The sequence below is a fragment of the Massilia sp. HP4 genome (genome assembly GCF_005222695.1).
Classification (GTDB): Bacteria; Pseudomonadota; Gammaproteobacteria; order Burkholderiales; family Burkholderiaceae_D; genus Telluria.
The window spans coordinates 59,603-82,918 of sequence record NZ_STGG01000041.1; the positions used below are offsets into that span (position 1 = coordinate 59,603).

21 protein-coding genes are annotated in these 23,316 nt (G+C 66.8%); 7 read left to right on the plus strand and 14 right to left on the minus strand.

What is annotated here, in order from left to right; genetic code table 11:
• Positions 1-123 precede the first annotated feature (123 nt).
• The 4 genes from E8M83_RS14280 to E8M83_RS14295 all read left to right on the plus strand — a co-directional run bounded on the left by E8M83_RS14280 (position 124) and on the right by E8M83_RS14295 (position 4,564).
• Positions 124-1,245 carry an alpha/beta fold hydrolase gene (locus tag E8M83_RS14280; protein ID WP_137174013.1) on the plus strand — a complete coding sequence of 374 codons (1,122 nt, stop codon included), beginning with the start codon at positions 124-126 and terminating at the stop codon, positions 1,243-1,245.
• Positions 1,246-1,481: 236 nt separating this feature from the next.
• Positions 1,482-2,885 (plus strand): APC family permease, encoded by a 1,404-nt coding sequence (locus E8M83_RS14285; protein ID WP_170976809.1) that lies wholly within the window; start codon positions 1,482-1,484, stop codon positions 2,883-2,885.
• 53 nt (positions 2,886-2,938) lie between these two features.
• Positions 2,939-3,529, plus strand: a complete 591-nt coding sequence (locus tag E8M83_RS14290) for a class I SAM-dependent methyltransferase (protein WP_137174015.1) — start codon at positions 2,939-2,941, stop codon at positions 3,527-3,529.
• Between the two features lie 147 nt (positions 3,530-3,676).
• Positions 3,677-4,564, plus strand: a complete 888-nt coding sequence (locus E8M83_RS14295; RefSeq protein ID WP_137174016.1) for a LysR family transcriptional regulator — start codon at positions 3,677-3,679, stop codon at positions 4,562-4,564.
• Positions 4,565-4,579: 15 nt separating this feature from the next.
• Here the strand turns inward: E8M83_RS14295 and E8M83_RS14300 are convergent, their stop codons facing one another.
• Entirely contained in the window at positions 4,580-4,981 is a 402-nt protein-coding gene (locus E8M83_RS14300) for a RidA family protein (RefSeq protein WP_137174017.1), read from the minus strand.
• A 256-nt stretch (positions 4,982-5,237) separates the two neighbouring features.
• Between E8M83_RS14300 and E8M83_RS14305 the strand changes: the two genes are divergently transcribed.
• Positions 5,238-7,460 (plus strand): TonB-dependent siderophore receptor, encoded by a 2,223-nt coding sequence (locus E8M83_RS14305; RefSeq protein ID WP_137174018.1) that lies wholly within the window; start codon positions 5,238-5,240, stop codon positions 7,458-7,460.
• Positions 7,461-7,583: 123 nt separating this feature from the next.
• Positions 7,584-8,651, plus strand: a complete 1,068-nt coding sequence (locus E8M83_RS14310) for an SDR family oxidoreductase (RefSeq protein ID WP_137174019.1) — start codon at positions 7,584-7,586, stop codon at positions 8,649-8,651.
• A 4-nt stretch (positions 8,652-8,655) separates the two neighbouring features.
• On the opposite strand, the gene E8M83_RS14315 is transcribed toward E8M83_RS14310, so the two are convergent.
• The 4 genes from E8M83_RS14315 to E8M83_RS14330 all read right to left on the minus strand — a co-directional run bounded on the left by E8M83_RS14315 (position 8,656) and on the right by E8M83_RS14330 (position 13,131).
• Positions 8,656-9,276 carry a membrane integrity-associated transporter subunit PqiC gene (locus tag E8M83_RS14315; RefSeq protein ID WP_137174020.1) on the minus strand — a complete coding sequence of 207 codons (621 nt, stop codon included), beginning with the start codon at positions 9,274-9,276 and terminating at the stop codon, positions 8,656-8,658.
• A complete protein-coding gene (locus E8M83_RS14320; RefSeq protein WP_137174021.1) occupies positions 9,276-10,901 on the minus strand; it encodes an intermembrane transport protein PqiB in 1,626 nt (541 codons plus the stop codon). Before E8M83_RS14320 ends, E8M83_RS14315 begins: the two co-directional genes overlap by 1 nt.
• Positions 10,894-12,180 (minus strand): paraquat-inducible protein A, encoded by a 1,287-nt coding sequence (locus E8M83_RS14325; RefSeq protein WP_137174022.1) that lies wholly within the window; start codon positions 12,178-12,180, stop codon positions 10,894-10,896. Before E8M83_RS14325 ends, E8M83_RS14320 begins: the two co-directional genes overlap by 8 nt.
• A 93-nt stretch (positions 12,181-12,273) precedes the next feature.
• On the minus strand, positions 12,274-13,131 hold the full coding sequence (locus tag E8M83_RS14330) for a hypothetical protein (RefSeq protein WP_137174023.1): 858 nt from the start codon (positions 13,129-13,131) through the stop codon (positions 12,274-12,276).
• Between the two features lie 260 nt (positions 13,132-13,391).
• Here E8M83_RS14330 and E8M83_RS14335 point away from each other — a divergent pair, with 260 nt between their 5' ends.
• Positions 13,392-14,462, plus strand: a complete 1,071-nt coding sequence (locus E8M83_RS14335) for an AI-2E family transporter (RefSeq protein ID WP_137174024.1) — start codon at positions 13,392-13,394, stop codon at positions 14,460-14,462.
• Positions 14,463-14,545: 83 nt separating this feature from the next.
• On the opposite strand, the gene E8M83_RS14340 is transcribed toward E8M83_RS14335, so the two are convergent.
• The 9 genes from E8M83_RS14340 to E8M83_RS14380 all read right to left on the minus strand — a co-directional run bounded on the left by E8M83_RS14340 (position 14,546) and on the right by E8M83_RS14380 (position 23,311).
• On the minus strand, positions 14,546-14,761 hold the full coding sequence (locus E8M83_RS14340; RefSeq protein ID WP_137174025.1) for a hypothetical protein: 216 nt from the start codon (positions 14,759-14,761) through the stop codon (positions 14,546-14,548).
• A 144-nt stretch (positions 14,762-14,905) separates the two neighbouring features.
• Positions 14,906-15,835, minus strand: coding sequence for a type II secretion system F family protein (locus E8M83_RS14345; RefSeq protein ID WP_137174026.1), 930 nt, complete (start codon positions 15,833-15,835; stop codon positions 14,906-14,908).
• An 18-nt stretch (positions 15,836-15,853) separates the two neighbouring features.
• Complete coding sequence (locus E8M83_RS14350; protein WP_137174027.1) at positions 15,854-16,828, minus strand: type II secretion system F family protein; 975 nt, start codon at positions 16,826-16,828, stop codon at positions 15,854-15,856.
• Positions 16,829-16,836: 8 nt separating this feature from the next.
• Positions 16,837-18,192 (minus strand): CpaF family protein, encoded by a 1,356-nt coding sequence (locus tag E8M83_RS14355; protein ID WP_373995051.1) that lies wholly within the window; start codon positions 18,190-18,192, stop codon positions 16,837-16,839.
• A 17-nt stretch (positions 18,193-18,209) separates the two neighbouring features.
• Positions 18,210-19,388, minus strand: coding sequence for an AAA family ATPase (locus E8M83_RS14360; protein WP_137174028.1), 1,179 nt, complete (start codon positions 19,386-19,388; stop codon positions 18,210-18,212).
• A 21-nt stretch (positions 19,389-19,409) separates the two neighbouring features.
• Positions 19,410-19,655 carry a hypothetical protein gene (locus E8M83_RS14365; protein ID WP_137174029.1) on the minus strand — a complete coding sequence of 82 codons (246 nt, stop codon included), beginning with the start codon at positions 19,653-19,655 and terminating at the stop codon, positions 19,410-19,412.
• A 2-nt stretch (positions 19,656-19,657) separates the two neighbouring features.
• A complete protein-coding gene (locus E8M83_RS14370; protein ID WP_137174030.1) occupies positions 19,658-21,106 on the minus strand; it encodes a type II and III secretion system protein family protein in 1,449 nt (482 codons plus the stop codon).
• 11 nt (positions 21,107-21,117) lie between these two features.
• Positions 21,118-21,963: a Flp pilus assembly protein CpaB gene (cpaB, locus tag E8M83_RS14375; RefSeq protein ID WP_137174031.1), complete on the minus strand. Its 846-nt coding sequence runs from the start codon at positions 21,961-21,963 to the stop codon at positions 21,118-21,120.
• A complete protein-coding gene (locus E8M83_RS14380) occupies positions 21,956-23,311 on the minus strand; it encodes an ATP-binding protein (RefSeq protein WP_137174032.1) in 1,356 nt (451 codons plus the stop codon). The genes cpaB and E8M83_RS14380 overlap by 8 nt, the downstream gene beginning before the upstream one ends.
• Between the last annotated feature and the right edge of the window lie 5 nt (positions 23,312-23,316).

Genomic DNA, 23,316 nt, shown 5'->3' on the forward strand with positions numbered 1-23,316 from the left:
TATTTCTTATCGCGCTAGGTTTAAGCTGACGCAAACGCGCTTGCGAATCGAATCGTGCACGGTTGGCGCCTGGCGGCAGTTGGCGTAGAGTCTCGTGATCGCAATTCGACGAGGTCGCCATCCATGTACGCCAGCAACTGGAACACCTTCGGGGCCTTCGGGGGCATCGCAACGCAAGCCCTCAAGCAAATGGACCGCAGCCGCCAGGCGCGCGGCAAACTGCTCGAGCGGGCCGGCTACGGGCCGCAACAAACACCGTCGACGGTAATCCTGGAACAACCCGGCCTGGGCCTGCGCCGCTATCAGGACGCCCCCAGCGGCGGCCCGGCGGTCCTGCTGGTGCCGGCGCCGATCAAGCGCGCCTACATCTGGGACCTGGCGCCCGACATCAGTGTGGTGCAGCGCTGGAGCGAGCGCGGCTATCGGGTCTACCTGGCCGAATGGCTACCGATGCCCGACGGCGACCCTGACGTCGGCCTCGACGACTACGGCGACCGCCTGCTGTCCACTTGCCAGCGCGCGATCGAGCAAGACAGCGGGCAAGACCGGTTGACGATCGTCGGCCATTCGCTGGGCGGCATCCTGGCCGCGATCTACAGTTGCATGCATCCCGAGCGCGTGACGGCCACCATCCTGCTCGAGTCCCCGCTGCATTTCGAGCAGGCCAGCTGTTGCTTCTCGCCGCTGGTCAACGCCACCCCGCACGCCCGCGGCATCGCCGAGGCATTCCGCCACGTGCCGGGCGTGTATCTCAACATGATGAGCGCCATGGCCGAGCCGCAGGCCTTCCAATGGGAGCGGATCGCCGACCGCTGGCTGTCGCTGCTCGACCCCATGGCGCTGGCGACCCATATGCGGGTCGAGCGCTGGACCCACGACGAATTCCCGCTGCCCGGCCGGCTGTTTACCGAGATCGTCGAATCGCTGTACCGCAACGACCAGTTCATGCAGGGCAAGCTCGACATCGGCGGGCGGACGATCGGCCCGCGCGACCTGCGCGCACCGCTCATCAGCGTAGTCGATTTCCGCAGCAAGGTGATTCCCCCGCAAGCGGTACTGCCCTTCCATGACGCGACCAGCAGCGAGCGCAAGCAGGTGATCGAATACCGCGGCGACGTCGGCGTCAACCTGCAGCACGTCGGCGTGCTGGTCGGCCGCAGTGCCCACGCGGCAATCTGGCCGGCCATCTTCGGGTGGCTCGGTGCACCCGCGCCTGGAGCCGCGCTTGCGCCAGTGGCGGATTGACGCCTTCCGGCGCCGTCCAGGAGCGCGGCGCCGCGCCGTTCCCGGCTCGCCTGCCTGCACGGGCAACGGCCTGTATTTATCAATCTGACACCTCAATCGCGCGCCGCCTGCTCTACAGTCTGGATAACATCCAGTTCCGAAAAGCGGGTGAGCGACAGTGTATTCATACGTTCCCCCATGTGCAACCACGCATGACCGGCTCCCGGTGGCCGGCTTCGTGCCTACTTGACCACGACATGGATGCAATAGAAGCGGAACGTACCATCTCAGCGCCTCACGACACCCGCCCCCGGCCGACCATCGGCCTGCGCGAAGCCGTCGCCGTCATCGTCGGCGTCGTCATCGGCGCCGGCATCTTCAAGGCCCCATCCCTCGTGGCCAGCATGAGCGGCGACGCCACCGCCATGTTCACCCTGTGGACCATGGGTGGCCTCATCTCGCTGATCGGCGCCCTGTGCTATGCCGAGCTGACCACCTCGTATCCCCATGCCGGCGGCGACTACCATTACCTGCACCGCGCCTTCGGCCGCTCGGTCGCCTTCCTGTTCGGCTGGGCGCGCTTCTCCGTGATCACCACCGGCTCGATCGCGCTGCTCGGCTTCGTCTTCGGCGACTACATGCAGCAGGCCATCCCGCTCACCATGCTGCCGGCCGGCTGGGGCAGCACGGTGTACGCGGTCGCGGTGATCGTCGGCCTGTCCGCGCTCAACCTGCGCGGCATCCGCACCGGCACCGGCACCCAGACCTTCCTGACGGTTGCCGAAATCCTCGGCCTGCTCCTGATCGTCGGCGCCGCGGCGCTGTTCACCGATCCGGCGCCGGCGCCCGCCGCGGCGGCCACCACCACGGCGGCCGGCGGCCCAGCCACCGCCGCCCTCGGCATGGCGATGGTCTTCGTCCTGCTCACCTATGGCGGCTGGAACGAGGCCGCCTACATCAGCGCCGAGATGCGCGGCGGGCCGCGCGACATGGTCAAGGCCCTCACGATGGGCATCGTCATCATCACCGTGCTCTACCTGATGGTGACCTGGGCCTACTGGAAAGTGCTGGGCATGGAAGGCATGTCCGCCTCCGAAGCCGTGGCGGCCGACGTCATGAAAGTCGCCTTCGGCCCGGCCGGCGAGAAGATCATCTCGGTGCTGGTGGCGATTTCCGCCCTCACCTCGATCAACGCCACCATGATCGTCGGCGCCCGCACCAGCTACGCCATGGGTCTCGACTGGAAGAAACTCGACCGCCTGGCCGCATGGGACGGCGAACGCGGCACCCCGACCGTCGCCATGACGGTGCAATGCGTGGCCGCCCTGGCCCTGGTCGCGACCGGCGCCGCGCTGGGCGGCGGCTTCAAGGCGATGGTCGAGTTCACGGCGCCCGTGTTCTGGCTGTTCTTCTTGCTCACCGGCATCTCGCTGTTCGTGCTGCGCCGGCGCGAGCCCAACGCGCCGCGGCCGTTCAAGGTGCCGCTGTATCCCGTGCTGCCGCTGCTGTTCTGCGCCAGCTGCGCCTATATGCTGTGGTCCAGCCTGTCGTACGTGTACAGCCAGCAGCTCGGCGGCCTGAACGCGGCCTGGATCGGCGTCGGCGTGCTGGCCATCGGCGTCGTGCTGTTGTTGTTGCTGCGCTCGAAGAGCGATCAATAATTTCCATGAGAGTTCTTACCCCCAAGTCCCTACCTGATCAAGGAGCTGTGCTGATGAACCTGCAACCTCGCCGTCGTACCCTGCTGCTGTCCACCGCCGCTGCCACCGGCCTGATGATGTTCCCGTTCGGCCGCGCACTGGCCCAGGCCGCCAAGGAAACGCCCCGCCTTGACGTGCCCTACGTTCCGACCCCGCAGGAAGTGGTCGACAAGATGCTCGACCTGGCCAAGGTCGGCAAGAACGACACGCTGTTCGACCTGGGCTGCGGCGACGGCCGCATCGTCGTCACCGCCGCCAAGGAACGCGGCGCGCGCGGCACCGGCATCGACATCGATCCGACCCGCATCGCCGAAGCCAAGGAAAACGCCAAGAAGGCCGGCGTGTCCGACCGCGCCCAGTTCCGCGTCGGCGACCTGTTCAAGACCGATTTCTCGAGCGCGACCGTCGTGACCCTCTACCTGCTACCGACGATTAATGCCAAGCTGCGTCCGCAATTGTGGAAGCAGTTGAAGGTTGGCACGCGTGTGGTGTCGCATGCCTTCGACATGGGCTCGGAATGGCCGGCCGAGAAGACGGTCGAGGTGGATGGCCGTACGATTTATTATTGGACCATTACCGAGGCGAACAAGAAGGAAGTGGCTTGATCCTCGTTCGCCAGGCGAAGCGGTTGAGGATTGAACGCGTGGACGGCGAGCCGTCCACGCCGCCGTTAGCTTGATGGAAATAGCCACTATTATCCAGTTTTGTGGATAATAGTGGTCCATGAATGTCCACGTCTCGATCGCCCAAGCATGAACCAGCTCCTGGCCATGCGCGCCTTCGTCCGCGTGATCGACACCGGATCATTCAGCCGGGCATCCGACCAGCTGGGCCTGCCCCGCTCCACGGTCAGCAAGCTGATCGGCGATCTGGAAGCCCACCTTGGCAACAAGCTGATGCATCGCACCACGCGCACGATTTCCGCCACGGCCGAAGGCGTCGAGTACTACCAGCAATCCACCCGCATCCTGGCCGAGCTCGACGCCATGGACCACGCCATGCGCGGCCAGAAGCGCAAGCCGCGCGGTCATTTGCGGATCGACGCCCCGGCCTCGTTCGCGACCACGCTGCTGATTCCCGCGCTACCCACCTTCCACCGGGAGTACCCCGACATCACGCTTGCGCTGGGCATCAGCGACCGCCCGGCCGACATCGTCGGCGAAGGCGTCGATTGCGTGATCCGGGCCGGCGAAGTGCAAGCCATGTCGATGGTTGGCCGCAAGCTGGTCGACCTGTGCTACGGCACCTTCGCCTCGCCAGCCTACCTGGCCCGCGCCGGGACGCCGCTCGCTCCGGGCGACCTCGATCGGCACGTCTGCCTGGGATACTTCTTTGCCGCGACCACGAAGCCCAATCCCCTGGTCTTCGAACGCGCCGGCGAGCGCCTGGAAATCGAATCGGGCGCGCTGTCGACCAATGACGGCAATGGGGTGCTGGCGCTGATGCTCGCCGGAATGGGCATCGGCCAGCATTTCAGGAGGATGGTGCAACCCGCGGTGGACGCCGGCGAGCTGGTGCCGATCCTCCAGGACTGGAACCGGCCACTCATGCCCTTTCACATCCTGTATCCGCCGAACCGCCATCAGAATGCACGCTTGACGGTATTCGTCGACTGGCTGATCGACACCTTCCGCGATTAGGCGCGGCCCTGCCGCCTACTCGATGATCGCGGTCACGCGAATCTCGACCCGCATATGCGGATCGCCAAGCGCGGCCACGCCAACCTCGGTCCAGATCGGTCCGCGATTCGGCATGTATTGCCGGAACAGCCGGGCGAAGGTCTCGTTGGTCTCGGGTGGGAAACCACCGACGTGATAGGACATCACTTCGATCACATGCTCCCAGGTGGCGCCGGCTGCCGCCAGCACCCGCTCCACATTCTTGAAGGCCAGTTCGATCTCGTCCACCAGTTTGTCGGGGAACTGCAAATCATCGGTCCAGCCGCCCTGGCCCGAGATCTCGACGCGGTTGCCGACCTTGACGGCCTGCGAATAGCCCAGCCGCTGGTTGAGCAACTCGCCATAACCCGGGGTGATGAAAAATTCTGCCTTGTCCATTGCGGTCCTTTCTGGATGCCTTGTTGGGAAGACGACAGATTAGCGATGTCGACGCATCGGAAACAGCCCGGTTTGCTGCCAATACTATCCACCCTGTTGCACAATCCCCCGCAAAAGGCAGAATCATCATCACCACACATTGACATAATTAGATGAGAATAGTTATCATTCCAAGTTGTTATTCAACTGTCATAGGCTGACGCGCGTTCTTCGGGACCTGTCCGCCGCCCACTCATCGTTAAAAACAGGAAAAAAGATGGAAAAGCAGGTCAGCGCCAACGGACGCCGTAACTTGAAGACCCTGACGGTCTGTGTGAGCCTCGCGCTCCCGTTCGCCGCCCAGGCGCAGTCTACCGAGAGCAACACCGCCGCCGGCACCACGGCGATGCCGCAGGTGCAGGTCCAGGCCCAGAAGCTGGCCGACGACGTCGGTTCGTACACCATCGGCCGCACCCGCACCGCGACCCCGCTCGACATGTCGCTGCGCGACACCCCGCAGTCGGTCTCGGTGATCACCCAGCAGCGCATCGAAGACCAGGGCCTGCAGACCATCACCGATGTCGTCAACAACGTCACCGGCGTCTCGGTCAACCAGTACGAAACCCACCGCGGCGCCTTCACCGCGCGCGGCTTCGAAGTCACCAATCTGCAGATCGACAATATCCCGACCACCTGGAACGCAGCCTGGAGCGCCGGCGAAGTGCTGGGCAGCCTGGCCCTGTACGACCGCGTCGAAGTGGTGCGCGGCGCGACTGGCCTGATGACCGGCGCCGGCACCCCATCGGCCGCGCTGAACCTGGTGCGCAAGCGCGCCTTCAGCAAGAAACTGGGCGGACGCATCGAAGCCACCGTCGGCCGCTGGGACAAGCGCCACGTCATGGCCGACGTCTCGACCCCGCTGAATGAATCGGGCAGCATCCGCGGCCGCTTCGTCGGCGAATACGGCGAGGGCGACAGCTGGGTCCAGCACCTCGAAAACAAGGACCGCACCTTCTACGCGACGGTCGAAGCCGACATCGGCCGCGACGGCACCCTCTCCGCCGGCTTCAGCCGCCAGAAGATGAGCCCGCGCGGCCCGATGTGGGGCGGCCTGCCCTACCGCTACACCGACGGCTCGGTCATCCCGGAAGACCGTTCGCGTACCTCCGGCACGCCATGGACCGGTTTCGACAACCAGTACGACAACTTCTTCGCCGACTACGAGCACCGCTTCGCCAACGGCTGGAACCTGCGCTTCACCTATACCGACGCCACCCGCGACGGCGACTCGCGCCTGCTGTACCAGTATGGGGTGCCCGACCGCGTGACTGGACTGGGCCTCGCCCCGTCCCCCGGTTCCTACGTGATCCAGACCAAGCAGAAGGACTTCGGCATCCACGCCAGTGGCCCGTTCACCGCGTTCGGCCGCGAACACCAGGCGGCGGTCGGCTACCTGCATGCCAAGACCGACTTCTACGCGAACAACCGTTCCGTCCAGTTCCCGGGCCTGCCCGCAGGTGACGCGCCGCCGATCGGCGACTTCAACAACTGGAACCCGGCCAGCTACCCGACCCCGACGTGGGGAGCGGAAGCTCGCTACCAGGACAGCGAAACGACCCAGCAGGGCCTGTACGGCATGGCGCGCTTCTCTCTCACCGACCAGCTCAAGGCGATCGTCGGCGCGCGCGTGACCAAGTATGAAAGGGATGGCGGCGGCGCGTGGGAGGCCCCGTACGCGATCAAGCATTCCAGCGAGGTCACGCCGTACGCCGGCCTGGTGTTCGACCTGAACGACACCTACTCGCTGTACGCCAGCCATACCAGCATCTTCGAGCCGCAGAACCGGCGCGGCCTGGCCAATACCATCCTCGACCCGATCGAAGGCAAGGCCAGCGAGGCCGGTATCAAGGGCGAGTTCTTCGACCGCCGCGTGAACGCTTCGCTGGCGGTGTTCCACCTCAAGCAGGACAACCTGGCCCAGGTCGCCGGCCAGATTGACCGCGACGGCAGCGGCCCGCAGGGCCTTGAAGACTACTATCGTCCAGCCGATGGCGCCACCAGCAAGGGCATCGAGCTGGACGTCTCGGGTGAAATCATGTCGGGACTGAACGCCAGCATCGGTTACTCGATCTTCCGCGCCAAGGAAGCCAATGGCGTCGACTTCAACTCGATCTATCCACGCAAGACGCTGCGCGCCTTCGCCACCTATCGCCTGCCAGGCGCATGGAGCAAGCTGACCGTCGGCGGCGGCGTCAACTGGGAAGGCAGCTCGTATACGGTAGACACCGCCGTAGGCGCTGGCGTCGACCCCCGCATCGAGCAGGGTTCGTTCGCCCTGGTCAACCTGATGGCCCGCTACGACTTCACCAAGCAGCTGTCGGCCCAGCTAAACGTCAGCAACGCGACCGACAGGACCCATTTCGCGATGTTCGCCGGCTTCAACCAGATCACCTACGGCGCACCGCGCAATACCACGCTGACCTTGCGCTACCGCTTCTGATGTCCTGAAGCGCTGACATGAACGGGGCGCCGCAGCGATGCGGCGCCCCGTTTGCGTTGGCGTGCACGACGATTTCGCCCTCCCGGTAGAATGGGGGTCAATTGTCACATCGGGAGAAAAAACATGAAACGAACCGCACTAGTCGTCGGCGTCACCGGCATCGGCGGCAACCACGTCGCGCGCGAACTGCTGGCCCAGGGCTGGGACGTCATCGGCCTGTCGCGCCGCGCGCCGCAAGACTTGCCCGCCGTGCGCCACGTCGCCGCCGACCTGCTCGACCCCGCCGCATTGAACGCCGCGCTGGCCGACATCGACCCGACCCACGTCTTCATCACCACCTGGATGCGCCAGGACACCGAGGCCGAGAACATCCGCGTCAATGCCGCCCTGGTGCGCAACCTGCTCGACGCGCTGGCGCCGAAGAACAGCTTGCGCCACGTCGCGCTGGTCACCGGCCTCAAACACTATCTCGGCCCATTCGAAGCCTACGCCAGCTCGGGCACGCTGCCCGACACCCCGCTGCGCGAAAGCCAGCCGCGCCTGCCGCTCGAGAACTTCTATTATGCGCAAGAAGACGAAGTCTATGCCGCCGCCGCGCGCGATCGCTTCACCTGGACCATCCACCGTCCGCACACGGTGATCGGCCTGGCGGTCGGCAACGCCATGAACCTGGGCACCACGCTGGCCGTCTACGCGACCATCTGCAAGGAAACGGGACGCCCGTTCCAGTTCCCCGGATCGGGCGCGCAGTGGAACGGCCTGTCGGACGTCACCGATGCCCGCATGCTGGCCAGGCAGCTGGTATGGGCGGCGGACACCGACGCCGCACGCAACGAGGCCTTCAATATCGTCAATGGCGACGTGTTCCGCTGGAGCTGGCTGTGGCCGAAACTGGCCGGGTTCTTCGGCGTGCCGGCAGCCGGCTTCGACGGCACGGTGCGGCCGCTCGAGGCGGCGATGGCGAACGACCACGCCGTATGGCGCGAGATCGCCGCGCGCCATGGCCTGGTCGAAGCCGACCTCGATCGGCTGGCCTCGGCCTGGCATACCGACCTCGACCTCGGCCGTCCGCTCGAGGTGATGACCGACATGGCCAACAGCCGCCGTCTGGGCTTCACCGCCTACCAGGCCACCGATGCGTCGTTCTTCGACCTGTTCGCGCGGCTGCGCGCCGAGCGCCTGATCCCTTGATGCCTCAGCCGGCCGGACAGGCCGGCGCCCGTCCGTCGGCCTGGCCGCGCACCGCCTGCGCGATCGTGGCCGACAACTTGGCCAGCGCCGCCCGGTGGCCCGCCACCAGGGCGTCGTGGCCCCCTCCTACCGGCTCCTGGAACACGCTGCGGCAAGTCTGCACCTCGCCGCCATCGAGCCGGCGCACGCTCCAGACGGCATCGATCAGCGCATAGCTGCCCGGCTGCGACTCGAAGCGCTGGACGTCGGCGCCAACCCGGTACACCGTGCTGTCTTTCGGCGCCGCGCTGCGGTAGACGTCCACCGCGCCCAGCTGGGCCGCAATGCCCAGCGACAGGCTGCTGCCGATTTCTTCGGCCAGCGGTCCGGCCCAGCGGTGGTGTTCTTCCAGGTCGATCCGGCCGCCGGCTGCATTCACCACGATCTGCGGTCTGCGCAACTGGCCCGGCAGCGTCACCGGACGCATCTCGAAGTACAGCGGCGCAGCGGCGGCGATGGTCGGCACGACCGTCGCCGGACCGCCGCTCAAGGTATAGAAGCGGTCGACTGGCGTGCTGCCGCAGCCGGCAAGCACGGCGCCAAGCAGGGCGACGGCCAGGCGGCGCGAAATGGGGGACGACGTCATCACTTCTTCTCCTGGGGTTTGCCGCGGATGATCGACTGCGGATTGCGTTCGAGGTAGTCGGCCAGCGCGTTCAGCTTGGCCATGGTGTCCGACACTTCCTGCAAGGCCTGGCGCAGGTCCGATTGCAGCGGCGAGTCTTGCGCCAGCAGGTTCTCGGCGCGCGCGAAGGTGCCTTTCGCCGCGGTCAGGGTCGCGGTCATCTCCGGCAGCACCTGGCCCTCGAGGCGAGCAAGAGTCGCATTCGCCTGCGCCAGCGTGCGGTTCAGGTTGGCGCCGATCTCGTCGAACGGCACCTTGTCGAGTTTATTGGCGATGCGCGCCACCTGGCTTTGCAGCTCGTCGAGCTGGCCCGGCACGGTCGGCAGCACGGCCAGCTCGCCCTGCTTGCCCAAGGTCGCCTTGCGCGCGTTGGGGAAGAAGTCGAGCGCGACGTACAGCTGGCCGGTGAGGATGTTCCCGTTGCGCAGCTGGGCGCGCAGGCCGCGGCCCACCATCATGCCCATCATCTCCTCGCCGTCGCGGCCCTGGTTCAGGGCGTTCATGAAGTCCTGGCCCAGGCGGCCCGGGTACATATCGATCACGACCGGCATATTGAAGCGGCGCCGCTCGCGGTCCCATTCGATGCCGACGCTGCGCACCTCGCCCAGCGCCACGCCGCGAAAGTCGACCGGCGCGCCTGGCGCCAGGCCGCGCAGCGACTGGTCGAAGTACACCAGGGCGGTGGTGGCCGGGCCGTCCGGCGGACGCAGGGCCGCGGCGCGGTCTTCCGCCAGCCGGTAACGGCTGCCCGCCGGGGCCGGTGCGGCGGGTTTCTTGCCGTCGGTCGACTCGAAGGCGATGCCGCCGGTGGCCAGGGCGGCCAGCGATTGCGTGTTCAGTTTCAGGCCACTGGCGTCCAGCCGCAGGTCGACGCCGCTGGCGTGGTACCAGCGCGTGTCAAGGCCGACGAAGCCGATGTACGGCTCCTCGACGAACACCGACATGTCGATCCCCTGGCCGGCCTTGTCCAGCTCGACCTTGGCCACCTGGCCCACGCGCACGCGCCGGAAATACACGGGCGAGCCGGGGGCCACCGAGCCCAGTGTGTCGGCGTGCAGCAGGTATTCGCGGCCCTTCAGGCCGATCGGGATCGCCGGCGCCGTCTCCAGGCCGGTGAAGGCATTGCTGGTCTCTTCCGACGTGCCGGGCGCGGCGCCGATATAGGGACCGGACAGCAGGGTGTTCAGTCCCGACACGCCGCTGGCGCCGATTTGCGGGCGCACCACCCAGAACCGCGAATCGTCGGCGGTGAAGCGGCCGGCTTCCTTGGCCATCTCGATCTTGGCCACGACGCGGTTGCCATCGTCGGCCAGGGTCACCGATACCACGCGGCCGATGTCGACGTCCTTGTACTTGACCCGGGTGGTGCCGGCTTCCAGCCCTTCGCCGGTGGCGAAATAGACGTACACCGTCGGGCCCGTGTTGGTCATCCAGTGCACCACCTGCCAGGCGCCGATGATGGCCGCCAACAGCGGGATCAGCCAGATCAGCGACGGCAGCCAGCGGCTCGGGCGGTCCACGTCGGGCGAGGAAGGCCCCAGGGCCGGCGGTCGCTGCGGCGTTCCTGCGCCGTCTTGTTCAGGCATGTTTTTCTCCATTCGATTCGATAGGGTCCCAGATCAGGCGCGGGTCGAACTGGTGCGAGGCGACCATGGTCACGATCACCACGCAGCCGAAGGCGATCGCGCCGGGACCGGCGGTAATCGTCGCCAGCGCATCGAAGCGCACCAGCGCCACGGTCAGCGCGACCACGAAGATGTCGAGCATCGACCAGCGGCCGACGAATTCCACGACACGGTAGGCGCGGGTGCGCGCCAGCGGCGCCGTGCGCGAGCGCAGCTGGGCGGTCGCGTTGAGCCAGGCCAGCGCGACCAGCTTCGAGACCGGCACCACCACGCTGGCGATGAAAATGATGATCGCCAGGCCCGGCGAGCCGGTATTCCAGAACAGCAGCACGCCGCTCATGATGGTGTCGCCCTCGGTGCCGCCGCCGATCATGCGGGTATACATCACAGGCAGAATATTGGCCGGAACATAGAGCAGCGTGGCCGCGGCCAGCATCACCCAGGTCCAGCCGATGCTGTTGGGGATCCGCCGGTGCAGCGCGGCGCCGCAGCGGCGGCAATGGGCGGCGCCGTCGCGCCCCCGGTGCCAGGGATGGCCGTTGACCAGGCCACAGGCGCCGCAAGCGAGCAAGGTGTCCGGCGCGTGGGCCACCGCCTGTGGCGTCGGTTCGGCCACCGGCCGCGGCGCCAGGCGGTCGGCCAGCTCCCACAGCGCCTTTGGTTCATGGCGCATCACAAGCGCGCACAGGATGGTCAGCACGCCGAAGGCGAACAACCCGGGGTGCGGCACGACCCGCGCCATGCTGGTCATCTTGATGACGGTGATCAGGATGCCGATCATGAGCACCTCGGTCATCGCCCAATGGCGCGCGCCCTGCACCACGCGCAGCAGCAGGTTGAAACCGGGAACCCGCCGGCCCCGGCGCAAGCCGATGGCGACGTACAGCAGCGAAGCCAGTTCCAGGCCGGGGAAGATGACCGCGCACAACAGCACCATCGCGGCGACCACCTGCATCCCCTCGTTCCACAACACGCCCACCGCCTGCAGCAAGGTTGCGCCGGTGACGATGCCGCCCAGTTCCAGCGTGACAATCGGGAAGCTCTGGGCCAGCAGATAGACCAGCACCGCGCCCAGGGTCAGCGCGACCAGCGAGTCGGCGCGGCGCAGCGGGCTACCGGCATGCCAGCGGTATAGCTCGTGGCGGCAGCGCGTGCAGCGCGCGCGCTCGCACGAGTTCAACGGCTCCCTGTGGTACAGGCAGCCGCAGTCATGACAGCCGATCAGATGCTCCGCGCTCAATCGTTCTCCCTACAACAGTGCTTTGGCACTATGTATTATGACCGGAAGCAATTGAGCGTGCAGCTAGATCGACATCGCGTGCGCGGCCCGGGTTCAGAAGCGGACCTTGACGAAGGCCGATGGCCCCTTCAGTTTCAGGTCGAGGTCGGCCGTGCGGTCGCCATTGCGGTGCAGGTCGATCTTCTGGACGTTGTAGTCCACCACCAGGCCGACGTTCTTGTGCGGGAACCATTCGACGCCGACCGAGCCGTTCCAGACGTGGCCTTCGACCGTGCCGCCGTTCTTCTTGATGCCGGAACCTTCGGCGTACACGCGCCATTGTTCGTTGAGCGAGTGGCGCCATGCCAGCTCGACGGTCGGCGCCCAGACGCTGTCGCTGCCCGAGGCCGAGCCGCTGAACGAATAGTTCTCGACCGGATTCGAGGCGCTGAGGTTCGCTTCGGCCGAGCCGGAAATCTTGGCGCGCAGGTAGGCGGCGCCCAGGCCGATGCCAAAGGCATTTTTCTCCTTGCCAAGCCACCATTTGTACGAGAAGCGGGCCATTTCCAGGCGCAGGTCGGCATCGGCGCTGATGGTGCCCGCCACCGGCCGGCCTTCGTAGACGGTGTCGCCGCTGGCGGTGCCGGCCCAGTCTTCGTCGAAACGGAAGTAATCGAACGACAGGCCATGGCTGTCGCCGATCAGGACCTCGGCCTTCACGCGCGGCAGGGTGACGTCGTCGATCTTTTCGTCGGGCGTGTCGACCCGGCCGTAGTTGGTGTCGCCACCGATATGGATCTTCGGTTCGGCGCGGAAGGCGCCGGCCGAGATGCTGATGCGGTCGAGGGCGGGCGACTGCTGCGCCTGGGCCATGCCGGCCGTCGTGGCGCCCAGCAGGATGGCGCCCTTCAGGGCGGTGACGATGGTGGTATTGAGGGTGGACAGGGCGGCGCGTTGTGCGGGACGGGACATGGTGGTGGCTCCGATAAAAAGTGTTGTTTAAGTGCCCGCCAGACTTCGTCTTGACGCGGCAACAATTTATTATCGCAAGATGCCAGATTAACAACGCGCACGATTGAACTGACTTTGTGGTCAGCAAACGACAGCAACCGACAATCGACACCATGTGTTAGCTGGCGCACCGCGCCCTGCAAAAGGTCAGCCGTATACGCGCTGGCATCGCGTATCATCAGGCAACATTAATTTTTCGCCCACCTTTTCCGCGCCCGCCGATGAAGCAATACACCCTGCCGCAGAACTCCTTTCTCCTGTTACTGGCGATCGTCACCATCGCCTTCATCTGGATCCTGCTGCCCTATTCTGGCGCCGTGTTCTGGGGCGTGGTATTCGCCATCATCTTTGCGCCATTGCAGTCGCGCCTGCTGCGCGCTACCAAGGGCAAGCCCACCGTCGCCGCCCTGTTGTCGCTGCTGGTGATCATCCTGATGGTGCTGTTTCCGCTGGCCCTGATCACTTCCTCGCTGATCAATGAAGTCACCGCGATCTACGCCCGTGTCAGCGCCGGCCAGGTCAACGTCGCCTCCTACTTCAACCTCGTGATCCGGGCCCTGCCGGATTGGGCGATCTCGCTGCTCGAGCGGTTCGAGCTGACCAACCTGGCCTCGCTGCAGGACAAGATCGCCGAAGGCGCGGCCCAGATCAGCCAGGCCACCGCGCACTACGCCCTCAATATTGGCCGCAATACGCTCGATTTCGTGGTCAGCATGACCATCATGCTGTACCTGCTGTTCTTTCTGCTGCGCGACGGCCGCATCCTGGCCGCCCGCATCCAGCGCGCGGTGCCGCTGTCGGTCGAATACAAGGGCCGCCTGTTCCAGAACTTCACGACGGTGATTCGCGCTACCGTCAAGGGCAATGTCTTGGTGGCGATGGCCCAGGGTGCGCTGGGCGGCCTGATCTTCTGGGCGCTGGACGTCAGCGGCGCGCTGCTGTGGGGCGTGGTGATGGCCTTCCTGTCGCTGCTGCCTGCCGTCGGCGCCGCCTTGGTCTGGGGCCCCGTGGCGATCTATTTCCTGGCCACGGGCGATATCTGGCAAGGCATCGTACTGGCGGCGTATGGCGTACTGGTGATCGGCCTGGTCGACAATATCCTGCGCCCCATCCTGGTCGGCAAGGACACCAAGTTGCCGGATTATGTGATCCTGCTGTCGACCCTGGGCGGGATGGCCTTGTTCGGACTGAACGGCTTTGTCATCGGACCGGTGATCGCGGCCTTGTTCATCGCGGCCTGGGACCTGTTCTCGCGGGCCGACGAATTCCACGAGCCGCCCGAAGTCGAATAAGAACCTACCGGGATAGGTTCTATGCCCTATAAACAAAACGCCCTGCTCGAAGCAGGGCGTTTTGTTTTGAAACCCGGCGCGGGTTACTTCTGCTGAGCGTGCGCTTCCAGGCGGCGGGCGACGGCCGGCGAGACGGCATCGGCCCCGCGGGTCATGCGGTACAGGGCCCAGACGTCACCCGCGTCGGCGCTGCGTGCGACCGCGCCAGCGGCCGCTTTCGCACGCACGAAGTTCGCGAGCGTGGTAGCGAAGGCCGACAGTTGGGCTGCGAAGGTTGGGCGAAGCGACAGGGTGGACATGATGTTCTCTTTCGTGTGGGTTCTGGTATGACTCCAGTATGGGCTCTCCAAGATAGAAATCAAATTGTGATTCATGATGTTCGTCATTCACAATTCAACTATCTCATCGGACGCGGGTCATACGCACCGTGTATGTCAATTCGATCAGGTCGCCACCGTCATCACCGAGCGCATGATTTGCAACACTGCTGGCCCCAGCAGCACGACCAGCAGCGCCGGAAAGATACAAAAAATCAGGGGGAACAACAGCTTGGTCGCGATCTTGGCCGCCTTCTCCTCGATCAGCTGGCGCCGGCGCGTGCGCAGTTGCTCGGATTGCACTCGCAGCGCGGTGCCGATGCTGGTGCCGAAGCGCTCGGCCTGGATCAGCATCTTGGCCAGCGCATCGACGTCCTCGACGCCGGTGCGCAGGGCCAGGTTGCGCAGCGCCTTGTCCTTGCTGCTGCCGGCGCGCAGTTCCAGCGTCACCAGTTGCAGCTCCTCGGCCAGCACCGGGCTTTTCAGGCCGATCTCGCTACCCACCCGTGCCAGCGCCGCATCCATCGCCAGGCCCGCCTCCACGCACACCGTCATCAGGTCCAGCGCATCCGGGAAGCTCTCGAAGATCTCGCGCTGGCGGTTGGCGATGCGGCGCCGCAGGGCGATGTCGGGCACGTAGTACCCGATCGCGGCGGTGCCGACCAGGTACAGGAAGGTCAGCACCAGCGGGCGCTCGTTATGGTGCGGCAGCGCGATATACACCATCAGCGGCAGGCCGATCGTCAGCGCCGTCTTGCCGGCGTGGAACAGGCCCGGCACCGACGGCGCGCGCCAGCCGGCATTGATGAAGCGAAGCCGCACCGGCGAGGTTTCCCAGCCCTCGGCCGGCACCGACAGTCTTGCCAGCGGTTCGGCCAGGCGCGCCAGGCGCTCGCGCCAGTTGCCGGCGCGGCTGGCGCTCGGCGTGTCGCGTTCATCGAGCGCCACCAGGCGCGCTTTCACGGGATCGCGCGTGAGCAGCAGCATCGCGCCCACGGCCACGCCGAACACCAGCACGAACATCGCCGCCAGCATCACGATTTGAGGCATCGTCATTTGTCTGTATCCTGAAAATCACATGCGGATGCGCACGATCTTGCGGATCGCCAGCACCCCGAAAGCCATCATGCCCAGCGCCGCGCCGGTCAACTGGCGGCCCACCGGGTCATTCACCAGCACGCCCATCGTTTCCGGATTGACGGCGTACATCATGAAGCCGGCGCCGAACGGGAGCAGGCACAGCACCCAGGCCGAGATCCGGCCCTCGGCCGACAGCACGCGCACCTGGCCGGCCAGTTTCTGGCGGTCGCGGATGATGCCCGAGATCGAGGTCAACAGTTCGGTCAGGTTGCCGCCGCTCTCGCGCTGGATCAGCACCGCCACCACGAAGTACTGCAAGTCCATGCTCGGCACCCGCTGCGCCAGGTTGTTCAGGGCATCGGCCATCGACACGCCGAAGTTCACTTCGTCGAACGCGGTCTTGAATTCCTCGCCCAGCGGCGCCGCCACTTCGTCGGCCACCAGCTTGAGCGCAGTCGGGAAAGCGTGGCCGGCGCGCATCGCCCGGCTCATCATGTCCAGCGCCTCCGGCAGCTGGCGCTCGAAACGCGCCATGCGGCCGTCGCGCGCACGCGCCAGGCGCAGCAGCGGCAGGCTGGCGGCGCCAAGCGCGCAGCCCAGCACCGCGGCCAGCGACAATCGCAACGCCAGCGCGGCCACCAGGCCGGCGCCCAGGCAGGCCGCGCACACGGCGAGCAGCGAGGCGACCAGTTGCGCGCTGCCGGCCTGCAGCAGCATGCGGTCGAGGCGGCGCGCGCCCGGCAGGCGGCGCAGCAGCGGCTCGAGGTCCGGGTTGTCGGACAGGCGCCGGTCCTTGGTGATGGTGACGTCTTCCTGGCGCGTATCGCTCTTGATGACGCTGCGCAGCCGGCGCGCGATGCGTTCGGTCTCGGGATCGCGGCTCGCCTGCCAGGCCGTGTAGACGCCCCAGACCAGCAGCATGACCGCCGCGAACAGCATCAGGATGAACAGGATGAAGGTGGTATCCATATAGTGGCTCAGCGCGGCTCGAAGATGTGCGGCGCCAGGTTCACGCCGAAGGTGCGCAGGCGCTCGGCGAAGTGCGGCCGCACACCGGTGGCGGTGGCGTGCCCGATCACCGCGCCGTCGTCCGCCACCCCGGTCTGGCGGAAGGTAAAGATCTCCTGCATCGTGATCACCTCCCCTTCCATGCCCGTCACTTCCGAGATCGACAGCACCTTGCGCTTGCCGTCGGTCAGGCGCGATACCTGGACCACCACCCCGACCGCGGACGCGATCTGCTGGCGCATGGCCTTCGGCGGCAGGTTCGGCGCCGCCATGCTGATCATGTTTTCCAGGCGCGTCAGGGCGTCGCGCGGGGTATTCGCGTGGATGGTCGCCATCGAGCCTTCGTGGCCGGTATTCATGGCGCCCAGCATGTCCATCGCTTCTTCGCCGCGCACCTCGCCCAGGATGATGCGGTCGGGGCGCATCCGCAGCGCGTTCTTGACCAGCGCGCGCTGGCTCACCTCGCCCTTGCCCTCGATATTGGCGGGGCGGGTTTCCAGGCGCACCACGTGCGGCTGCTGCAGTTGCAGCTCGGCCGCATCCTCGACCGTCACCACCCGCTCGTAGTGGCTGATGAAGCCCGAGATCACGTTGAGCATGGTGGTCTTGCCGCTGCCGGTGCCGCCCGAGATCAGGATATTGACCTTGGCCTTGCCCAGGCCCTGCAGCACTTCGGCCATGTCGGCCGTCATGCTGCCATACGACACCAGGTCGGCCAGGCGCAGCGGGTCGGCGGAAAAACGCCGGATCGACATCACCGGGCCGTCGATCGCCAGCGGCGGGATGATCGCGTTCACGCGCGAGCCGTCCGGCAGGCGCGCGTCGACCATCGGGCTCGATTCGTCGATGCGGCGGCCCACGCGCGAGACGATCTTGTCGATGATCTTCATCAGGTGGGCGTCGTCGGTGAAGGTCACGTCGGTCAGTTCCAGCTTGCCGCGCCGCTCGACATAGACCTGCTTGTGGGTGTTGACCAGGATGTCCGAGACGCTCGGATCGGCCAGCAGCGGCTCGAGCGGGCCGAAGCCCAGCATCTCGTTCTGGATGTCGCGGGTCAGCGTCTTGCGCTCGGCGTCGTTGATGACGACCATCTCTTCTTCGAGCAGGCGCTCGACCAGCAGGCGCAGCTCTTGCCGGATCTGGTCCTGGTTCAGGCGCTGCATGCTTTCCAGGTCGACGCGGTCGAGCAGCGCCTCGTGGATGCGGGCCTTGAGCTGGTGGTAGGCCCGGTTGTCGATCGGACCGCCGCGCTGGGCGACCGGCTTCGGTGCGGCGCTGCCGCTGGCGAGACGCTCGCGCAGCGAAGAAGGTGGAAGCATGTTCATGGTGGACTCTCCTTGTCTCAGACGTCGGTCTTGCGGCGCTTGAACAGGCGCGCCATCAGGCCCGCGCCCTGCACCGGCGCGGCTTCGCCGGTCAGGCCGCGCGCCATCGCCATCAGGGCATGGCTCAGCTGGCTGTCCGGCGCCAGGCGCGTGATCGGCACGCCCTGGTTGACCGACCTGGCGGCGGCGTCGTAGTGGTTCGGCATCGTGCGCAGCTGGGTGGTGTCGAACGCTTCTTCCAGGTCCTTGAGGCGGATATCGCTGTTGTTGTCGTGGCGGTTGACGATCAGCTCGACCTTGTCGTTGCCGTATTCCAGGTTGCGGAACACGCCCAGCAGCCGCTTGCCGTCGCGGATGTACGGCAAGGTGGTCTGCAGCACCGGGTAGATGGTGTCGGCATGGTCGAGCGCGCGGACGCTCACCGGGTCCAGGCTGCGGCCGACGTCGAGCACGATGAAATCGTACTGGCGGCGCGCCAGCTTGATGATGGCGTCGATGTGCTCGGGCTTGACGTCGCTGGCGTGGGCGGGATCCGACGGCGCGGCCAGCACGCTGAAGTTCGGGGTCACGCTGACCATGCTCGAGGACAGGAAGGACGGGTCCAGGCGGTGGATCTGCGTGGCGACGTCCGACAGCGTTGCCAGCGGCTTGCTGTCCGAGACGAACAGCGAGGCGTCGCCGAACTGCAGGTTCATGTCGATCAGGGCCACGCGCTTGGCGCCGCCGGCGCTCAGTGCATAGGCCAGGTTGGTGGCCAGGAAGGTCGAGCCGCTGCCGCCCTTGCACGAGATGAAGGCCAGCACCCGGCCCTGGGCCGCGCCCTGGCTGCCCAGTTTCTCGGCCACGTGGTCGACGGCCGCGACCAGGTCCGCGGGCGCGGGCCGCGCGGCCAGTACCTCGCGCACGCCGGCGCGCATCGCGCGCAGCAGGAAATCCTGCGACAGGTCTTCGGACAGCACGATGAAGGCCATGCGCGGGAACAGGTGGCCCAGGCGCTCGAGCTGGTCGAGTTCACCCTCGTCGGCGCGCGGGGCGTCGACGACCAGCAGGTCGGGCACGGCTTCGTCGGCCATGGTCGACAGGCGCGCGGCGGTGCCGGCGATCATGTCGACTTCGTCGCTGCCGGGCCGGGCGCGCAACTGGCGCGACAGCTCGATCAGGTGGCGCTCGTCGCGCGAAAGGACTGCGATCTTCATGGTGGCTCTCTTGCTGGTCTCTTATTTGTCGCCGAAGGCGCTGGCGTTGCTCTGCGCGGCAGGGGTCACGTACGATTGCTGGTAGTTGGCGTAGCCCGCCACCGCGGCGCGTCCATCGGCGCCGCGCTCCACGCGCGGCTGCGACGGGATCGTCTGGCTGGCCAGCATGGCGCGCACGCTGTCGCCGTTGGTGGCCGGGCCGTCGCTGGCACAGCCGGCCAGGACGCCCAGGGTAGCCAGCAGGCTGGTGTTCAGGATGGTCTTCACGGTCACTCCTTCGAAACGGTGGCGGCAGCGGCAGGCTTGCCTTCGTGCTGTCCGCCGAGCAGGAATTCGGCGCGGGTCGGCTGCACGTATTTATCGGTCGGCAGCGCCGGCACGGCTTCCATCGGCTTGGCCAGGCGCGGCGTCACGATGAACACCAGCTCGGTGCGGTCGTTCTGGAAGTCGCTGCTCCGGAACAGGGTGCCCAGCACCGGCACTTCGCCCAGGAAGGGGAAGCGCTTGATATTACTCGTCACGTTATTGCGGATCAGGCCCCCGATGGCAAAGCTCTGGCCGTCCAGCAGCTGCACGGTGGTCGAGGCGCGGCGGGTGGTGAACGACGGCAGGATCGCGGTGGCGCCGCTGCCCGTGCCGCTGGCGCTGATGCCGATGCCTTCGCGGTTCAGTTCCGATACTTCGGGCGCCACGCGCAGGTTGATGCGTCCGCCGGCCAGCACGGTCGGCATGAACTTGACCGCCACGCCGTATTCCTTTTCTTCGAGCGTGATGGTGTTGGCGCCGGCGGCGCCCGACTGCGCGACCGGGATGAAGATCTTGCCGCCGGCCAGGAAGCTGGCTTCCTGGCCGCTGATGGCCATCACGTTCGGCTCGGCCAGGATCTTGACCAGGCCATCGCGCTTCTCGCCATCGACCGTGAGTTCCTTGATGCCGGTGCCGACGCCGCCGATGGTACCGGCGCCGCCGCTCAGCAGGGCCGAGGCGATGCCATAGGTCCAGTTGCCGTTGGTCTTGCTGAAACCGGCCTTGGCGCCAAGCTGGTCGACCAGCGATTTCGACACTTCGGCGATCTTCACTTCGAGCATCACCTGCTGCGGCGCGGCGATCGTCAGCATGTTCAGCACCCTGGCGCCGGCCGACTCGGTCGCTGCGCCGCCAGCCGCGGCGGCGGGTGCGCCGACGCCGGCCGGCGACGGGCTGCCGGCGCCCGCACTCGCATCGGCACCGGATGGCGCGGCGGCGGCCTGGAAGGCGCTGGCCAGTTCCACCAGCTGGCTGGCGACGATGGCGTCGCTCACCATGCCCGACAGGATCAGCGCATTGCCGCTGCTGCCGATGCGAATGCCCTTCTCTTGCGGGAACAGCGTGTCGATCTGGCTGCGCAGCGCCGCGGTATCGACGCCGACGGCGATGTCGATCACGGTCGACTTCTTGTCGCGGCCGGAGACGATCAGGTTGGTCGTGCCGACGCTGCGCGCCACGATCACGACCTCGCCTGAATTCGGGACCACCACGTTCGCGACTTTCGGGTCGCCCACGGTGACCTGGCTGGCCGGAGTGCAGAAGCGCTTGATGAGCGACTTGCCGCGCACCAGTTCCAGGCGCGGAGCGCTGTCGCTGCGCAGGTCGATGCAGTCGTTGGCGGCGGCCTGGCCGGCGGCCAGCGCCAGGGTCAGGCTCGAAGCCAGCAGGGTTTGATTGAACTGTCGGTGCATGATGGTCTCGGTTAAAAACTTTGCGAAGCGGCGTCCAGGCCGCGGATCACGAGCACGCCGTCGTTACGTGGGGCGGCGCTCTGGCGTACCGGGGCGGCGGCGCGCGGGGCCGGCTCGGAGGCGGGTTCGGCGACCGGCTGGGCGGCAGTGCGTTCCGGCAGACCGAGCACCGACTCGCGGGTCGCGCCGCTGGTGGCGGCCGGCTGCGGGTCGACCTGGTTGCGCAGCACCAGCGACAGTTCGCCGATCGAGCGCGCCAGGTCGAGCTTTTCGACCTGTTCCGGCGTCAGTTCGAGCGTCACGGCGTTCACGACGCGCGGCTTGCTGTCGTCGACCGTCGATTCCTGGGCCACGGCCAGCACCAGGATCCGCTCCAGCACGATCTTCGAGATCGACGGCGAAGCGGCCAGGTCGCTGCCGGTGGCCTGCAGGTTGACCAGGATGTCGACGTAGTTGCCCGGCAGTGCGAAGCCGGCCACTCCGACCACGTCGTTGACGCGCACGGTCATGGCGCGCTTGCCGGCGGTGACCACCGACGACAGGCCGCCCAGGGTGCCCTTCGGAGCCAGCTTCGATTCGACGATCGGTTCGCCGACCAGGATCTCGGCGCGCGCGATGCGGCCTTCGAGCGCCTTGATGTCGGTGACCGCGCCCGGCGGCACCGAGGTGGCCGGCCATTCGGACAGCTTCAGGCTGGTGGGAGCCAGGCGCGAACCCTGGTTGATGTTCGCCATCGCCACCACCACCTGGCTGCCGGACGGGCCTTGTTCGCCCATCCACTTGGCCGCCATCACGACGGCGCCCAGCGCCAGCAGCAGGGCCACGCCGATGATCAGGATTGCTCTCGAGTTACGCATTGTTGTACTCCACGGTGCCGCGTTCGCGGCGTTCAGTCTCTAGGGGGCGGCCGGCGGCGCCGGCGGCAAAATAGTTATCCCAGGCCCAGTCGATGGTGCGGCGCGACAGCTCCGGGGCCTGTTCTTCATAGCGCGCCAGGTCGCGCAGCTGGCGCATCAGGTCGCGCGGGTAGCAGGCCAGCAGCGGCACCTTACGCTCGCCGTGGCGCGCCAGCAGGTAGTCGAAGGCGTCGGCGTCGAACTCGACGCCGACTTTCGCGCAGGCCTGGCGGAACAGCGCCGCATACTCGTCCTGCGACGCCGCCGGCACTTCGATCTTGTAGCCCAGGCGGCGCAGGAAAGCGCCGTCCGACAGCCGCTGCGGCACGAAGTTCGACGAGAACACGACGATCACGTCGAACGGGATCTGGAAGCTGTGGCCGGTGTGCAGCGTCAGGTAGTCGACGCCGCGGTCCATCGGCACGATCCAGCGGTTCATCAGGGCTTCCGGGGTGCAGCGCTGGCGGCCCAGGTCGTCGATGATGAAGATGCCGTTGTTCGATTTCAGGTGCGGCGGCGCCTGGTACAGGCGGGTATGCGGGTCGAAGCGCAGGTCCAGCATGTCGAGGGTGAGCTCGCCGCCGGCCAGCGCGGCCGGACGGCGCACGCCGCGCACCCAGCGTGCGTCCGGCGCACTGCCGCGATCCAGGCCGCTGCCCAGGACTGCCCCCTCGCCCGCCACCACGTGCTGCACCGCGTCGAAGAATGGAATCACTTCGCCATCGACCATCAGCGCATACGGCACCGAGATGGCGCCGACCAGCAGCTCGCGCAGGCGCTCGGCCAGGTAGGTCTTGCCGCTCCCGGCCAGGCCGTGCAAGAAGATCGCGCGGCCCGAGTTCATCGCCGCGCCCAGCTGGTCGAGCACCAGCGGGTTGACCACGATGCCGTCGAAGGCCCCCGCCATCGCGCCGCGCGTGACCTGCATCGCGGCGACGCTTTGCGCCTTGACTTGGGCGGTGTAGGCTGCCAGGGTCACCGGCGCCGGGCCGGCGTAGGCGTTGCGGGCGACGGCGTTCGCGGCGCGTGCGCGGCCGGCATCGGTCAGGATGTAGGACAGGTCGGCGTCGGTGCCGCTGCTGCCCACGCGCGCGATCTCGCACAGCTTCTCGGCGCGCAGGAAGGCGACCAGCGGATCGATGACGCTGACGTTCAGCTTCAGGTGGCTTGCCAGTTCCGCCAGGCGCAGCTGGCCGCGCTGGTACAGCACTTTCAAGATCAGCTCGGCCAGGAACAGGAACGGCAGGCCGGTGTCTTCGACCGTGCGCGGGGCACGGGCATTGGCCGGGGCCAGCAGCGCGTCGCTCATGGTTT

Coding starts and splice junctions, on each gene's coding strand:
- E8M83_RS14280 (WP_137174013.1), top strand. CDS start 124: ATGTACGCCAGCAACTGGAACACCTTCGGGGCCTTCGGGGGCATCGCA.
- E8M83_RS14350 (WP_137174027.1), bottom strand. CDS start 16,828: ATGGATACCACCTTCATCCTGTTCATCCTGATGCTGTTCGCGGCGGTC.
- E8M83_RS14330 (WP_137174023.1), bottom strand. CDS start 13,131: ATGTCCCGTCCCGCACAACGCGCCGCCCTGTCCACCCTCAATACCACC.
- E8M83_RS14320 (WP_137174021.1), bottom strand. CDS start 10,901: ATGCCTGAACAAGACGGCGCAGGAACGCCGCAGCGACCGCCGGCCCTG.
- E8M83_RS14345 (WP_137174026.1), bottom strand. CDS start 15,835: ATGACGATGCCTCAAATCGTGATGCTGGCGGCGATGTTCGTGCTGGTG.
- E8M83_RS14305 (WP_137174018.1), top strand. CDS start 5,238: ATGGAAAAGCAGGTCAGCGCCAACGGACGCCGTAACTTGAAGACCCTG.
- E8M83_RS14355 (WP_373995051.1), bottom strand. CDS start 18,192: ATGAACATGCTTCCACCTTCTTCGCTGCGCGAGCGTCTCGCCAGCGGC.
- E8M83_RS14285 (WP_170976809.1), top strand. CDS start 1,482: ATGGATGCAATAGAAGCGGAACGTACCATCTCAGCGCCTCACGACACC.
- E8M83_RS14370 (WP_137174030.1), bottom strand. CDS start 21,106: ATGCACCGACAGTTCAATCAAACCCTGCTGGCTTCGAGCCTGACCCTG.
- cpaB (WP_137174031.1), bottom strand. CDS start 21,963: ATGCGTAACTCGAGAGCAATCCTGATCATCGGCGTGGCCCTGCTGCTG.
- E8M83_RS14335 (WP_137174024.1), top strand. CDS start 13,392: ATGAAGCAATACACCCTGCCGCAGAACTCCTTTCTCCTGTTACTGGCG.
- E8M83_RS14360 (WP_137174028.1), bottom strand. CDS start 19,388: ATGAAGATCGCAGTCCTTTCGCGCGACGAGCGCCACCTGATCGAGCTG.
- E8M83_RS14340 (WP_137174025.1), bottom strand. CDS start 14,761: ATGTCCACCCTGTCGCTTCGCCCAACCTTCGCAGCCCAACTGTCGGCC.
- E8M83_RS14315 (WP_137174020.1), bottom strand. CDS start 9,276: ATGACGTCGTCCCCCATTTCGCGCCGCCTGGCCGTCGCCCTGCTTGGC.
- E8M83_RS14295 (WP_137174016.1), top strand. CDS start 3,677: ATGAACCAGCTCCTGGCCATGCGCGCCTTCGTCCGCGTGATCGACACC.
- E8M83_RS14290 (WP_137174015.1), top strand. CDS start 2,939: ATGAACCTGCAACCTCGCCGTCGTACCCTGCTGCTGTCCACCGCCGCT.
- E8M83_RS14380 (WP_137174032.1), bottom strand. CDS start 23,311: ATGAGCGACGCGCTGCTGGCCCCGGCCAATGCCCGTGCCCCGCGCACG.
- E8M83_RS14310 (WP_137174019.1), top strand. CDS start 7,584: ATGAAACGAACCGCACTAGTCGTCGGCGTCACCGGCATCGGCGGCAAC.
- E8M83_RS14300 (WP_137174017.1), bottom strand. CDS start 4,981: ATGGACAAGGCAGAATTTTTCATCACCCCGGGTTATGGCGAGTTGCTC.